Genomic DNA, 13,733 nt, shown 5'->3' on the forward strand with positions numbered 1-13,733 from the left:
TGCGTCATGGCACCTACCCCGGACTCCGCCCGTTTCGATGACGCGCTGCTGCTCATCCTGACCACAGAATTGTTACCCACCGTGCGGAGGATCGTGGCTGATCTGGGCGTGGGGTTGCCCGCAAATTGTGGACACGTAGTTAAGCTACTTAGTGGTTAAGCAGCGGCTTTCTTTTTATCGTCTTGCTCAGCGATCCGGGCCTCGAAATCGACAGGGCTAATCATCCCGATAGACGAATCCCGACGGCGCCGGTTGTAGACAATCTCAATCCAGCGAGCCACAGCCTTCCTGGCCTCATCACGGGTTGCCCATCTTCCGGTCGTAGAATTCGGTCTTTAACGTCGACCAGAATGATTCTGACATCGCATTATCAAAGCACACACCAGTCCGACCGACAGATTGAGCAATACCCAGTTCTTGACAGACCTGCCACAGCTGTTCGCTCGTAAACTGAGTGCCACGATTGCGCCGTTCAAGCTATTAACTCCGTGGAAAGCGATTCTCCCAATTGATAATGGAACGCTTATCCCAGAACAAAAAATTTCTGGGTATGGTGCGCCTGGTCTAGTGCGCTGGTGGGATGAAGCTTCGAAAATTTGGGAAACCAACAGAACAAAGAGTTCCAAATTATCACTCTATGAACGTGGGAACTACTATTCACTTCTTAATAAGCAAACGGGTGGTACAAATTTGAGAGTGTTCTATACCGCGTCAGGGACGAAACTAGCGGCAGCTATTTCAGATGATCCACAAGCAATCGCTGAGCACGCACTGTATTGGTTGCCTGTCCGGAGCATGAGTGAAGCACGATACTTAACAGCAGTACTAAATGCTCCGATTACAACTGAGATTGTCCAGGAATATCAGTCCGTTGGACTATTCGGAGGAAGGCATTTTGATACATATCCGTGGATGCTGGCGATTCCCCAATACGATCCTTTTAATGGACTTCATCAACATTTAGTTGAACTATCTGAGGAATGTGAGAGCATTGCTGGCACTGTTCCAGAAGGCAGTGCAGGCTTCCAGAAGATTCGCGGTAACGTGAGGAAAAAACTTGATGAAGTAGGCCTGCAACAACAACTGGATGAAGCAGTCGCGGATCTTCTTGAACACGGCGAAGAAGCCGCCGAAGAAGAATAAGTAGAGAAGGCTCCGGGTACGTTTGCGTGAGACTTCTCTACTGACGCGGAAGTCGCTTAAGCGACTTCCTTGCCGCTGAAGAATGTGCTCTGCCAGGACGCTAGATTGGACACCAATCTAGCGTCCTTAACGTTCACCACTCCTACTGCTGAATAATTCGTAGCTAGCGCCCAAATCCATTGGTACATTGGCACTAAAGTGCTTTGCTGCGCTCAGCGTGGCGTTGAGGTGAGACGAAGGAGGGCAACGGCGTGCTAACTATCGCGAGAATGAACGCGTATTCCGTTGCCTATTATCAGTCCACTGTGGAGGAAAATCAGGGTCCTGATTCCTACTATTCTGAGGACGGAACGAAGCCTGCCGAGGTATGGATTAAGGCGGCGCATGCTACGAATTCGACGTTTGTTTCAACGCATTTAGGCGTTGAAAACGGCGAGACTGTCGACGGTAAAACGGTTCATGATTGGTTCGATAACGCCGTTGCTCCGAGTGGGGTAAAGCTCGGTCGGGCACCAGGAGCAGATGGTGTTCCTGGTTTCGATCTGACTTTTTGTGCGCCAAAATCAGTGTCGTTGCTATGGGGATTAGGAGATGAGCCGGAGCTGCGAACGCTCATTGATCACGCCCACCAGGAGGCTGTGTCCGAGGCGTTGGACTATGTCAGTGAGCACGCTGGGTATACCCGTCGGCAAGACCCGACAGTATCTGAAAAGCGGTTGATGATTGAAAAACTTCGCGGTATTTCTGGCGTGAAATATGAGCATCGGACATCACGTGCGGGTGATCCTCATGTGCATTCTCACGTGTTGTTGGCGAATAAACAACTGTGCCAAGACGGCAAGATTCGCACGCTGGATTCGAAGGGAATCTATCACGAAGCACGCGCTGCCGGCATGGTGTACCAAGCAACCTTGCGCGAGATTTTAAGCAGAAAACTTGGCCTTGAATGGGGCGAAATTGTTAACGGTTGCGCGGAAATTTCTGGCCTTGATGATCGAAAATTGTTGGCAGATTTCTCTACTCGGGCACGAGAAATTGACCAATGGCAAGAAAATAATGGACTAGAAACACGCAGTAACTATCAACGCATCGCGCAGAAAATTACGCGCCAAACAAAAGATCTAGACGTTAGTTTGGACGAATTAGAGACGCAGTGGGCGCAGCGTGAGCATAGCGAAACAGTGCGCGGGTTTATCGCTTCTTTGGATAAGAATCCGGGTAATGATGGTGCGCAGATCTACCGTTTTGGCATCGAATCTCTTCCTGATTCGGCTGACATTTTGGCTGAAGTTATTGCCGAGCGTTCCACGTTTACGCGTGCCGATGTTGCGGAAAAAGTCGCAGAACTTCTGCCGGTAGGAGCAGTCGAGCCTCACCTGATGCTGCGTACTATTGAATCTTTAACAGATGCGGCACTAACTTCTGATGATTCTTTATCGGTGACTCCGGATAAAGATCCAGCGGTTGATAACACCCAACGCGAGGGCGCACAGCGGTTTACAACGACTGCAGTTATCGATGAAGTAGAACAAGCAGTTCGACTGGCAACGGCTGTTGTTGACGCTGGAGTCAGCGCGGAAAGCATTAAACCTATCCCTGGTGCACTGTCTGAAAATCAGGCATCGGCGATGCGTCAGGTCGTAAAGTCGCCATATCGAGCCAGCGTTATTGTTGCTCCAGCGGGCGCTGGTAAAACCTCATCGCTTAAAGCCGCCCGTAGCGCATGGGAGCATGCAGGAAAAACAGTTGTTGGTCTTGCACCAACGGGTAAAGCTGCCGATGTCATGGTCGGTGAAGCTGTCGCGGATGAATCGATGACTATTGCTCGCGCATTGCGGGCAGGGAATGCGTCAACGCCTGGACAACGTGCCAGGGCGTTGGGCTGGGATAGAAATACTGTCGTTGTTGTTGACGAAGCCGGCATGGTGGCTAGTCCTGAACTCGTCGAGATTCTGAGTACGGTGAAAGCAGCAGGTGCTCGCACTGTCTTAGTTGGTGACCCGGAGCAGTATTCGGCGGTGAAAGCTCGTTCTGGTCTGCTCGCGACGTTGTCTGAAGAACTACCTGATGCTGTTGAACTAACAGAAGTATTTCGTCAGCGTAGCGAGAAAGAACGCGAGGCTTCTACCTGGCTGCGCAGCGGAGATAAAGGACTTATTGAGCGTGCTGCGCAATGGTATGCGGATAATAATCGTGTTCACGCGGGCTCTGTGACCGCGATGCTCGATGATGCTTTGGCAGGCTGGGCGAAAGATACTGAACATGGGAAACAATCACTGCTTATTGCCTCTACCCGTGAACAAGTAGGTGCGCTTAATGCAGCGGCGCAGAAAACACGTTCCGACCGTGGCGAACTAGACCTTCAACAGCCTCATACTCGCCTATCAGATGGGCTGGAAGCGTACATCGGCGATACGATTTTGACCCGCAGCAACGACTACGAGCTGATAACCAGTGCCGGAGACGTAGTGCGTAATGGTCAGCGCTGGATGGTGGAATCTTTTACTGCTGATGGGGCTGCGCAGGTACGTCGTGTTGATGATACTTCCGCCACTGTGACGTTAAGTAGCGACTATCTACGAGATAGCGCGCAATTAGGCTATGCCTCGACTGGTCATTCAGCACAAGGCGCCACTGTAGATATTGCCCGTGTAGTCTCTGGCGTTGGCCAGTTAGATAAAGCCAGTGTGTATGTTCCGATGACACGAGGGCGTGACGGAAACTTCCTGTATATCACCGAAGAACAGCCCGGAGATTCTGAGACTGGGCATAACAAGGCGCGTCCTCGGCAGCGGCGAGAATCCAAAGGATATGCCCGTGACCTGCTGGCTAATGCAGCACAGCGTGACCGTGGAGATGTTACCCCGCATACGTTGTATGGCCAGGCACGTCGAGATTGGGCGTTGAATCGCTTGTTGACGGGTGCCGTAAAAGATCCGTTTAGAGGAACGGCGATTGCTGCGTATATGAAAGGTTTTGAACAACGGAGAAGCAATCGTTTCCACGCGCACTTTGATATGTCGCCAGAGCTTGTCCTTGATAAGCGCGATGATATTAAAGGTGGGACAAGCGACGAGCGCGTTGCACGTCGTCATGTACAGCTTTTGGACGAGCGCGCGCAAGCTCAACAACAACGAGAAGAGATAGCGCCGCAGCTAGAGCAAGAAAAGTCCAAGCTCGCCATGCTAAAAGAGCAAGACCGAGACCTAGAATCTCGCGTGTGGGATGCGCAACGCATCTACGACAAAGCGGAACGCAGCCTTTCGTGGGCGCAGTCGACACAGCAATCGCGCGGCTTGTTTAAAAAGCTTCTCCACGGAGCATCTGATCAGGCGAAGGTTGATGAGCTTACCCAAGAACTCGAGCAAGCGCAGCAGGTGTATGAAGAAATAAGCCAGCAGCATGACGCACTTGCAGCCGAACTCGAGGTACAGAAGGACACCGTGGAGAGACTGCGCGAGCGCGATGGCGAGCTGGAAGACAGAATGGCCTTCTTGGACTCCATGCTGTTTTTGACAGACAACGGGACGAGTCCATTTGCTGAAGATCAACCAGATTCCTTTTCCTCACCAGCTGATAGCTACCTCGGATATGACGATAGCTATGACATGAGTCGCTCTCCTGTTTTTGGGCTTAGCGATGATTCATCTGATGGGATGGAACTCTAAACCAGCTAGTAGCACGGTATAAAACATGTCACTAACAGGTAAACTGTAGACCTGTATTTACGGGATACAGTTCTACAGTTATACAGTTCTAGCCTTTGCCGGCGCGATAGCAGCTATAAAAACTAGGCATTGCAACCAGTGGTCGGGTGATGGCCTAGACGTTATTTTTCGGTGCCCGCTTGAGGCTAGCGACGATTGTGGCAGCGTCTACTTCTAGAACTGTTGCCAGGGTGAGCAAATTAAGCACCGAGAGATTCCGCTCCCCGCGCTCAATCGAGCTGACATATGTCCGATGGAGTCCTGAAAGGTGGGCAAGACTTTCTTGCGATAGTCCCTTTTCTTTACGTGCAGACCGGACTCGGTTGCCTACTTCCTGCAATAGGCGCTGATCTTCAACCACCTATCCAGAATCGAGCGGTGAACCCTTAGAGTCGACAGACTATAAGTATCATTTTGGGAGAATCCACAACGCACGGGAAGGTAGACATGATTATCTCACTGGCAAACCTTAAAGGTGGCCTCATGCGCAGCACCAACGCCGCGCTATTGGCAGAAGCATATAGCCGGATGGGCAAAAACGTCGCTATCGCAGACACCTCATGGGACGGAGGGGCAGCACACTGGCTCAAGCTTGCGCATCAAAACGGCAATGTCAGCCCCATTGAGGTTCATGAGTTTCCAATTGGCGCGATGCTACAAGCTCATGAGATAGCTGAGCTTGGCGACGAGCTTCGCGACAATATTCAACAGCTTGAGGAATCTCTTGGCGATGATGCAGTCGTCATCGTCGATACCAATGCGCGCCAGGAGCAGAAGCTGCGAGAGCTAGATAGCATCGTCGACTGTGTCGCAGTACCCTTCGATGGCTCGTCGATGTCTGTTGAACCAACACGTCGAACCCTTGTGGCTATCAATGCGCCCACCATATTATTCGGCTGTGGCCCGAGAGCGGATGAACCTATGTATCAAGAAATGTTGAACAAGGTAGGCGTTAAAGCAACCCGCGAAGCGAGCGTTGCCATAGGTGATAGCGAGGATTATCAGCGCTGCCGTATTCCCGATGATATGCCGGATTATGAAGCGTTGGCCTCTGAAATAATTCAGTAAACGATGCTCGCGGCGGGTGAAATAACGCCGATGAACAGGGAACCTGCATAGCTGTAAATACAGCACCCGTAAATACGGGAGCTAGTTCTTATACTTTTTTAGCTCTGCTTCTACGGCATCGTGAATAATTTCTCGCATGGTCACAGACTGCAAAGCTGCGGCAGCTTTGAGCTCACGGTGAAGACGTGAATCGAGCTCCACGGTGAGCTTGACAGTGTGATCGCTTTGGTTGCGTGAGGCAAAGGCTTTGCCAATATCCGCTGACTCTCGCGCGGCGGATTTAGGCTGACGCTTCATAGAATTGGTCTTTTGAACGGCCATTAAAACGACTCCTTTATCTCGGCGAGTACCTGGGTGTACTCCCCTAAATCAGTTGGTTTAGTTCTGAAACTGCGGTGGAAAGCCTCTCGCAAGGGAATAACTGTTTCAAAGAAACTCACGTCCGCTTCTTTAAGCGCATCGACTGCTTCCGATATTGCGGTCGTTCCAGCACGTACTTGAGTAAGCAAGGCCGCGTAAGGGGTTTGTTCAAGAACGTCGATAACTTTCCACATCTGCGCCACATCTGCGCCTCGCGGAGCGGCAGGGATGATAATAAAATCTGATACCTGCAACGTGGCGTTGATAGATGGTTCGTCTCCAGGCGGTGTATCAATGATGACTACCTCATCATCAGATAGCGAGGAGGTAATGCGCTCGAGCTGTCGAGGAATAGCTATCGAGACTTCAAAGTCCAATGGCGTGCCAGCTTCTTGAGCGGATTCTGCCCAATCCATCGCAGTGCCTTGACGGTCAAGATCTATCAGCGTGACCTTTTTACCTTCAGCAGCAAGAGCGCTACTGAGATAGATTGCCGTCGTTGTTTTTCCCACCCCGCCTTTGATATTAACGATTCCTAGAATCATGCCCACTCCTTAACCATAAATACGGATACCGTAAAACCGTATCTCAAATAATGAGCTATGTACATCGATACTGTAAACCCGTAAATACAGGTGCTGTATTTACGGGTACTGTAATGAAGTCATTCTTGGTCGTTGTCAGCCTCTAATGCCTGGGTCATAATTTCTCGGAACCTACGGTCGATAACGTCCTCTTCAAATTGTGCGGCAGCATGCTCCCAATGCTTTTGCTCAATCGCCGGGAGCATAGCTCGAATCGCCAACTTCAAATAGAACCCACGCGAGCGCCCCGTGCGCTCCGAAAGGTTATCGAGCCTCTCGATCGTCTCTTCATCAAGGCGAACAGAGACAACCCTTCCAGACGGATGAACTCCTTGCTTTGTCATAACCAACCTTTCTCTACTGTGTAAACATTGTTTACACAGTAGCAAGGAATTAAACGCGCATGTTTGGTGGCGCTGATGGGCTGCAACGGTGACGCATTGCTAATAAGTGGTGAAACTGCCGAGCCTGACTTTAAGGAATGAAAGGGGAGGGAAATAGCGAGACTCAACTTCCTGACCTCTAGTACTTCGATTATTTGTTTGAGAACGCTCCTGCTGATGTCGATGGCTTGGGATAAAGTGTGGGCATGAAAAGGTTTGATGGCAGCCAAAGGGACTATGAGATGCACATCCGAAACCGTGCCCGAAAGCTCATCGACCCAGTTGATACTGGACATTTAACCTACGGCGAAGCTTATGCAGCAGCCTTAGCAATTTCTACTCAAAATGATCTCCGTGCAGAAGACCCGGAGCTAACAGAGGCCGGTGCTAAAGCAATCGGTGAAGTAGTTGCCGATGCCATCAAACGCGCTGAGAGTGAACGCGCCGAAGCTGAGCGAACCCGAAACATTACCGGCGCAGTCGGCAAGAACTACTTTCGGCTCATCAACGCCGCACACGAGAACGCTATTCAGCAAGCCCTCGATGCCGTAGAAGAATAATCACTGGCAAAGGAAATCTGCTGCTCTACCGTTGTTTTAACCAATAAGAATGAGTGCAATTGTCGCGCTTTGTAATTGCTTAGATCCTCACGTTCAACATGGTTGCAATAATTATTGCAACCATGTTGATGCAGGTAAAACAACTTTTTTGGCGTGTCCTATGTAAAATTACAGTGCTGTGATTTACAGTTGAAAAATACTGAAAAATGAAAGAAGGCCACTCGGCGGCAACCGAATGACCTTCGCTTATCACCCAGCATCAACCTGGGAGAAAGCACGAACATGATTATACCTAATAGTGCACCGGCGACACCTATTGCCGGTTCGCGTGTTAACACGCCATCGCGCCTGCGCCCTGACTGCGCAGGCCTTGATGACACCCCAGCGAGCACTATTGACCGGGACAAGCTGCTCGCGCACCTTGGACGTACAGCACTGCACGGGTCAATAAGCCGAAACTTCAAAGGCGCTTATCGCCTCGTTGTGGATAAGGAAACTGGGAAAAAGCGAAGCGTTCCGAACCTTTACCGCATTGATTCCGAAAAACTCGGTCGCTGCGAATACGTCATGCTGACGAGTAAGCAATATGCCTCGGTCATGGTCATAGATGTTGACCAGGTAGGAAAGGCTGGAGGACATCCAGAAAACCTCAACTCCTATGTCAAAGGCGTTATCTGGACACTTGTACAGCACGGCATTGGACCAGCATGGGCAGGTATTAACCCGATTAGTGGCAAAGCGCAGTTTATCTGGCTTATTGACCCAGTTTATGCCGGTAAGAATATTGAGTCTCGGAACATGCAGCTGCTTAAAGCCACGAGCCATGAGCTTGGGGAGTTGCTGGATCATGATCCTCATTTTGCGCACCGTTTTAGTCGCAGCCCTTTTTATACTGGAAAGTCAACGGAGGCTTATCGCTGGTACTGCCAGCACGACCGAGTTATTCGCCTCCAAGACTTTCTAAGGCAGGTGCGCGAGATGGCGGGACAATCCCAGCACATCAAAAACAAGCGCCAGCAATTTAGCAGCGGTCGCGAACTGATTAACGCGGTCAAAACCCGCCGCGAAGAAGCCCAAGCCTTTAAAGCACTTGCCGACGATGTCGAAAACGAGATAAGTGCCGAGCTTGACCAATACGACCCAGAACTAATCGATGGGGTGCGTATACGGTGGATTAGCAAGGGGGTTGCAGCACGCGACGAGACAGCGTTTAGTCACGCACTAAAAATAGGGTACCGGCTACGCAAAGCAGGCCAACGACTTACTGACGCGGCCATCATCGATGCCTACGAGCACGCCTACAACGTTGCACAACAACAAGGCTCCGCAGGCCGAGGCAGCGAAATGCCGCCTATGCGAGACCGTCAGACCATGGCACGACGCGTACGTGGTTATGTCACCCAATCCAAAACCAACACAAGCCTTAGCTCTAGCGCTCCCGGGCGTGCTACTAGCAGTGAACGCAAAGCACTAGCCACCATGGGACGCAAAGGCGGACAGAAAGCCGCACAACGCTGGAAAACCGACCCAGAAGGTCAATACGCGCAGGGAAGGAGGGAAGATTTAGCAGCTGCAAATCGACGTAAAAAGGCATCTGGTAATACCACAAGAGCACAGGTGCTTTCTATAATCTCGCAGACTTATGAGCAGACAGGTCAGATTCCTACCTGGCAGGAATTAATGCAGGAGGTAGGCGTATCTAGACGCACTGTTGCTTACCATGTAGCAGCGCTTAAAAAGGCTGGATTGCATCCTGAAGTATAGGGTGCAACACCATAAGCAATATACGGTTCCCCTGCCGTTAGGCAGTGAGTAATAACCTCTCTTGAAGAAAACCTTGTAGAAGTAAGGTTCCTTATCCTTCAGGAGATTACGGGGTCAGACGATTTTTAATTGAAGTGTCCCAGATTTTCCCATCTACTCAAACGGAACAAAACCTGGGACACTTCACCCCAAGTACGTTTTGACAGACCCTCATGTCGGTAGTGGGCCTGCGTTTTGGGGTCGGCTACCTGAAACACTGTGGTTGACAGTCTCTTCAAACGTCAACATCGCATGGGCTACTTAAGCCGTTTTACGGTCAATTTCTACGCGGCTGATACAGGCAGCAATCTCTTGGGGTAAACCGGCCTGGGTTGGTGAGAGGGCATGATGTAACGCAGGAGGAACATCATGGCTATCAGCCCCTACGACCAGGAGACCCGTCAGCGGGCGGTGCGCCTGTACTTCGAGGAGCTCGATGACGGCGCTTCATCCAAGGCAGCTGCACTACGCGCTGTCGAAGCTGTCATCGGGATCAAAACATCCACTATCCGCAACTGGGTACGCGCAGAAGAGAAAAAGGTGGACGTCGCCGTCGAGCAATCCGGCGCCGAGAAAGACGCGGAACTTGCGCTCAGAGCTACGCATACTGGTACTAGCTGTGGGATATTCCTTAGTGGCACCAGGGTGGGGACGTTTGTTACTGGAGACATAGCCACGCACACGGCGAGCCAGGGAGCGAAGATCCTTCATGGGTGGCTCTTCACGGGTCCGTCCGTCCGCTCCGACGGATTGGGCTACTTCGTAGGCTTGGCGGTAGGCGTCGATGATCGCATCGTCGGTCATTTTCTTGCCTACCCGGTGGAGCTTGCCTGCGGTTTTCAATGCGTGCTGGAAGGCGGTCACATCGCGTTGTGCGCGTCCCGGAGACTGCCAGATGACCCGAACCCCGTCGATAACATCGGGGTCGACTGCGGCCAAGGCGTCATTGAGGTCGTCGTCCTCAATGCCTGCGAGGACCTCGTGGTGCTGGGCGTACCAGCGGTATGCCCCCAGATTATCCCCGTCGTAGATCGGGTTGCGGGACCATCCGTGGGAGAAGTTCTTATCGGCCTCGAAGTAGCCCTGCAGCTCAGCGTGCAAGGCCTCCAAGAGCTTCCATGGCTTCGAGGACGCTGTCTGGGTGCGGGAACTTTTGCACACAAAACGCTACCCCGTCAAGATAAGCCGTGGGGTCGATAGAATGGGCGTCAGCGGCCATCGTGGGTTTCCCTTTCGAAGAGATCTAAGAGTTGATTCGAAAGGCCACCTGGCCGGTCGCCCACGTCGTCCATGGGATCGTGACCAGTAGCTACAGATACACCACGCTAACGGACGCAACCGGGGCGACCAGAAGAAGATTGCTAACAGAATCCAACGCTCTCCTTGCAGCCACCTACATATCTCATCTCTTTAGTTCCCAGAAAGACTGACTTTGTCCCGCAGCCGCCAGCCGTATGTTTCATATATCAAGCTGATCGAAAATTCACGTTCCGCAATGCTAGCCGCGATTGAGCTCTTCAATAAGCCGCGCATTGAGTACCGCAACGAAACCGCCGTCATCCTCATCGTGAACGCGTGGGAACTCGCCGTCAAAGCTGTATTACGTAAAAATCGGTTAAACATCCATAGAAAGAAGCAACGCCACCGCCCATACGAGTCGAAATCGCTCAATGAGTGCCTTGATATCATGCGCAACAAAAAGCTGTGGCCGGAAACTATCGACGGCGCCGCAGCGACCGCAAATATTCTTGCATTAACCGAGTATCGTAACCGGGCCATTCACTTGTACAACGCAGACGGTTTAGGTTCGCTCCTTTACATGTATATGCAGCAAGCGGTCATAAATTACCGAGATGTTCTCTACGCTATTAGCGGGAAGGATCTGGCAGATTCAATTACCTGGGATCTTCTCCCCCTGGGCGCCTCACCCCCGGCTGAAGCTGTCCAATTCATGAGCGTCGATGCCCAAAAACGTGCCGTTCCTGAAATTAATGAATTCATCTCAGTTCTGCGAAAGGGTATCGAAGAAGTCGAGAAAAGCGACGGCGATACAGGAAGAGTATTTACTTATTACGATATCCACCTTCAGAACCAAAAGAACGCTTCCTCCGCTGACCTTACCGTGGCCTATGACGCATCAGCTGATGCGAAGATCGTGAGGCATAAGGTAGATCCGAATATGAGTTATCCACTACGTGCTAGCGATGTACTGGAGCGCGTAAACAAGAAACGTAAAGGTAGAAAGCTCACTACGCACGATCGTACCGTCATCGTATGGCGAGAACAGATGGACATTAATCCACGCTATTCATTTCAGCATCAAGTGGGCCTAAGTCGAGGATGGAGTCACGAAGCCGTCGCATTCATGGCAAGCAAAGACGACACTTACTACGACAAGGCCCGAGCCGAATATCAGCAGCACCTCCGAGAAAAACAACGTGGTACGGAGAAGGAATAAGCTCCGTACCCGAAGAGATTCAACCGTGTTGCCAGTTTCTCGGTAAGCGCCATTTCGCTTCTTTGAGGTACACCCTTCCGTACAGGGCAGGGTATCGTTTGGGCTGGTAGGCGAACTTCTTGCCGCGCGGTCGAAGGGTCAGGAAAGCGGAATAGTCGGGGCTCGTACTGAAGGTGCTGTTGCAAAGTTGGGCGGAGAGCAGCGAAGACTCAGTTTCTCATTCTCTGATGGCCGCTGCGTGTGGGCGTTGTCAGGCCGTCTCGAAGACCCGGTTGACGATCACCGCGTCCGGGTTCGGTTGCCCGTGAGGTCAACATCGTGCCTTGCCCTTTCCGCAATGAGTGCATCGCCTCCATCTCTTTCAACGTCCGATATGCAGATGTCTAAGTTCTTAAACGCGCCTGGGCCCGACCCCCGGGAAGTGGACACGGAGGATTTAATCAAGAAGCAGATCTTAGGATAGCAGGACAGCGCTCCTCAAACACCACAGGAGCCAGATATTTACACCAGGAATGTCGGCGCACCGTGTTGTAACGGGTACACCAGCGGAAAACATCCCGCCGGCAGATCAACTGGTTGGCAAAGGTCTTGGAATCTTGAAGGACTTCCCTCTTCAGGGCCGCGTTGAACGACTCCGCCAAAGCGTTGTCCGCACTGGTCCCAATTGATCCCATCGACTGCCTGATCCCCAACTGGGTGCAGGTGTCCTGGAACGCATTCGATGTGTACACACTGCCGTGGTCCGAGTGGAAAATTGCTTCCTTCATGCTCCCTCGCTGGCCTTTGGCCATCACCAGCGCATCCTGCACCAGTGATGTGCGCATGTGATCGGCGATCGCGAAGCCAACCAGCCGGCGGGAATAGCAATCAATGACCGTAGCCAAGTACATATTCGACCCATCTGCAATCGGCAGATAGGTAATGTCACCGACGTAGACCTGGTTCGGCTTGTCGGCAGTGAATTTACGGCCGACAAGGTCAGGGAACACTGGTTTCTTCTGATCTGACACGGTGGTGGTGACCTTGCGTTTCTTGGTGTAGCCAAACAGTTTGAGTTCACGCATGATCCGCGCAACCCGCTTGTGATTCACGGGCTCATGACCCGGCTGGTCTTTAAGTTCAGCCGTAATCCGCTTGGCCCCGTAGCAACCATTTTCGGCAGTGAATACAGTCTTGACCCGTGCACCGAGGATGGCGTCGGATATGAGTCGTTTCCTCCGGGCTGAGCTGCTGTTTTTCCATTTGTAATAGGAGGACCTGCTGAGTTTCAACACGTCACATAACCGCTTAACCGAATGGTTCTTCTGGGCGTCGTCAACGAACTGGAAGCGGATCACCAGTTCGTCTCTTCCGCGAAATATTTAGCAGCCTTTCGCAGGATATCGCGCTCTTCGCGTAAGCGGCTGACTTCCCGTTCCAGCTGGCGGATCCGCTCAGCCTCGGTCACCGACATCGACGAGGGCGACTCTGCGGTGCGGGTTTTGGTACGCGCACCTGTCCCGTACTTTTTCAACCAGTTATGCAGGGTGGCACGGTTGATTCCGAGGTCCACGGCGATGGTCTTGAGCGAGGCACCTGGGGAGTTCTCGTAGAGCGCAACAGCGTCGCGCTTGAACTCCTCTGTGTAGGTCTTGCGTGGCATGGTGGCAGATTACCTTTCCCAGCAT

At 51.8% G+C, this 13,733-nt stretch carries 13 protein-coding genes and 2 pseudogenes; 7 read left to right on the forward strand and 8 right to left on the reverse strand.

What is annotated here, in order from left to right; all coding sequences use genetic code 11:
• Positions 1-6 precede the first annotated feature (6 nt).
• Positions 7-159 carry a hypothetical protein gene (locus ACG98I_RS13195; protein ID WP_394721059.1) on the forward strand — a complete coding sequence of 51 codons (153 nt, stop codon included), beginning with the start codon at positions 7-9 and terminating at the stop codon, positions 157-159.
• On the opposite strand, the pseudogene ACG98I_RS13200 reads toward ACG98I_RS13195, so the two are convergent.
• A pseudogene (locus ACG98I_RS13200) lies at positions 156-465 on the reverse strand (transposase); the annotation flags it as partial. The gene ACG98I_RS13195 and the pseudogene ACG98I_RS13200 overlap by 4 nt on opposite strands.
• Between ACG98I_RS13200 and ACG98I_RS13205 the strand changes: the two are divergent.
• Positions 400-1,143: a hypothetical protein gene (locus ACG98I_RS13205; protein ID WP_394721060.1), complete on the forward strand. Its 744-nt coding sequence runs from the start codon at positions 400-402 to the stop codon at positions 1,141-1,143. The pseudogene ACG98I_RS13200 and the gene ACG98I_RS13205 overlap by 66 nt on opposite strands.
• A 251-nt stretch (positions 1,144-1,394) precedes the next feature.
• Positions 1,395-4,811 carry a MobF family relaxase gene (mobF, locus tag ACG98I_RS13210; RefSeq protein ID WP_394721061.1) on the forward strand — a complete coding sequence of 1,139 codons (3,417 nt, stop codon included), beginning with the start codon at positions 1,395-1,397 and terminating at the stop codon, positions 4,809-4,811.
• A 154-nt stretch (positions 4,812-4,965) separates the two neighbouring features.
• On the opposite strand, the gene ACG98I_RS13215 is transcribed toward mobF, so the two are convergent.
• Positions 4,966-5,211 carry a helix-turn-helix domain-containing protein gene (locus tag ACG98I_RS13215; RefSeq protein WP_394721062.1) on the reverse strand — a complete coding sequence of 82 codons (246 nt, stop codon included), beginning with the start codon at positions 5,209-5,211 and terminating at the stop codon, positions 4,966-4,968.
• An 86-nt stretch (positions 5,212-5,297) separates the two neighbouring features.
• Here ACG98I_RS13215 and ACG98I_RS13220 point away from each other — a divergent pair, with 86 nt between their 5' ends.
• The gene (locus ACG98I_RS13220; RefSeq protein ID WP_394721063.1) at positions 5,298-5,918 is read left to right on the forward strand and encodes a division plane positioning ATPase MipZ; all 621 of its coding nucleotides are present in this window, start codon (positions 5,298-5,300) and stop codon (positions 5,916-5,918) included.
• A gap of 81 nt (positions 5,919-5,999) precedes the next feature.
• Here ACG98I_RS13220 and ACG98I_RS13225 read toward each other — a convergent pair whose 3' ends face one another.
• The 3 genes from ACG98I_RS13225 to ACG98I_RS13235 form a co-directional block, all read right to left on the reverse strand.
• Positions 6,000-6,239 (reverse strand): hypothetical protein, encoded by a 240-nt coding sequence (locus ACG98I_RS13225; protein ID WP_006822092.1) that lies wholly within the window; start codon positions 6,237-6,239, stop codon positions 6,000-6,002.
• On the reverse strand, positions 6,239-6,823 hold the full coding sequence (locus ACG98I_RS13230; protein ID WP_394721064.1) for an AAA family ATPase: 585 nt from the start codon (positions 6,821-6,823) through the stop codon (positions 6,239-6,241). Before ACG98I_RS13230 ends, ACG98I_RS13225 begins: the two co-directional genes overlap by 1 nt.
• Before the next feature lie 119 nt (positions 6,824-6,942).
• The gene (locus ACG98I_RS13235; protein ID WP_394721065.1) at positions 6,943-7,206 is read right to left on the reverse strand and encodes a ribbon-helix-helix protein, CopG family; all 264 of its coding nucleotides are present in this window, start codon (positions 7,204-7,206) and stop codon (positions 6,943-6,945) included.
• A 245-nt stretch (positions 7,207-7,451) separates the two neighbouring features.
• Here ACG98I_RS13235 and ACG98I_RS13240 point away from each other — a divergent pair, with 245 nt between their 5' ends.
• A complete protein-coding gene (locus ACG98I_RS13240; RefSeq protein ID WP_006822442.1) occupies positions 7,452-7,805 on the forward strand; it encodes a hypothetical protein in 354 nt (117 codons plus the stop codon).
• Between the two features lie 282 nt (positions 7,806-8,087).
• A complete protein-coding gene (locus ACG98I_RS13245; RefSeq protein WP_394721066.1) occupies positions 8,088-9,569 on the forward strand; it encodes a replication initiation protein in 1,482 nt (493 codons plus the stop codon).
• 504 nt (positions 9,570-10,073) lie between these two features.
• Here ACG98I_RS13245 and ACG98I_RS13250 read toward each other — a convergent pair.
• Positions 10,074-10,769 carry a replication initiation protein gene (locus ACG98I_RS13250; protein ID WP_394721067.1) on the reverse strand — a complete coding sequence of 232 codons (696 nt, stop codon included), beginning with the start codon at positions 10,767-10,769 and terminating at the stop codon, positions 10,074-10,076.
• A 271-nt stretch (positions 10,770-11,040) separates the two neighbouring features.
• On the opposite strand from ACG98I_RS13250, the gene ACG98I_RS13255 reads away from it, so the two are divergent.
• On the forward strand, positions 11,041-12,066 hold the full coding sequence (locus ACG98I_RS13255; RefSeq protein ID WP_394721068.1) for a DUF3644 domain-containing protein: 1,026 nt from the start codon (positions 11,041-11,043) through the stop codon (positions 12,064-12,066).
• Between the two features lie 250 nt (positions 12,067-12,316).
• On the opposite strand, the pseudogene ACG98I_RS13260 reads toward ACG98I_RS13255, so the two are convergent.
• Together ACG98I_RS13260 and ACG98I_RS13265 are read right to left on the reverse strand one after the other, a co-directional pair.
• A pseudogene (locus ACG98I_RS13260) lies at positions 12,317-12,474 on the reverse strand (IS6 family transposase); the annotation flags it as partial.
• Between the two features lie 32 nt (positions 12,475-12,506).
• A protein-coding gene (locus ACG98I_RS13265; RefSeq protein WP_394718078.1) for an IS3 family transposase occupies positions 12,507-13,708 on the reverse strand; the annotation gives its coding sequence in 2 pieces (ribosomal slippage) (positions 12,507-13,414 and positions 13,414-13,708; 1,203 coding nt in all).
• Between the last annotated feature and the right edge of the window lie 25 nt (positions 13,709-13,733).

The organism is Corynebacterium sp. L4757 (genome assembly GCF_043673995.1).
Lineage (GTDB): Bacteria > Actinomycetota > Actinomycetes > Mycobacteriales > Mycobacteriaceae > Corynebacterium.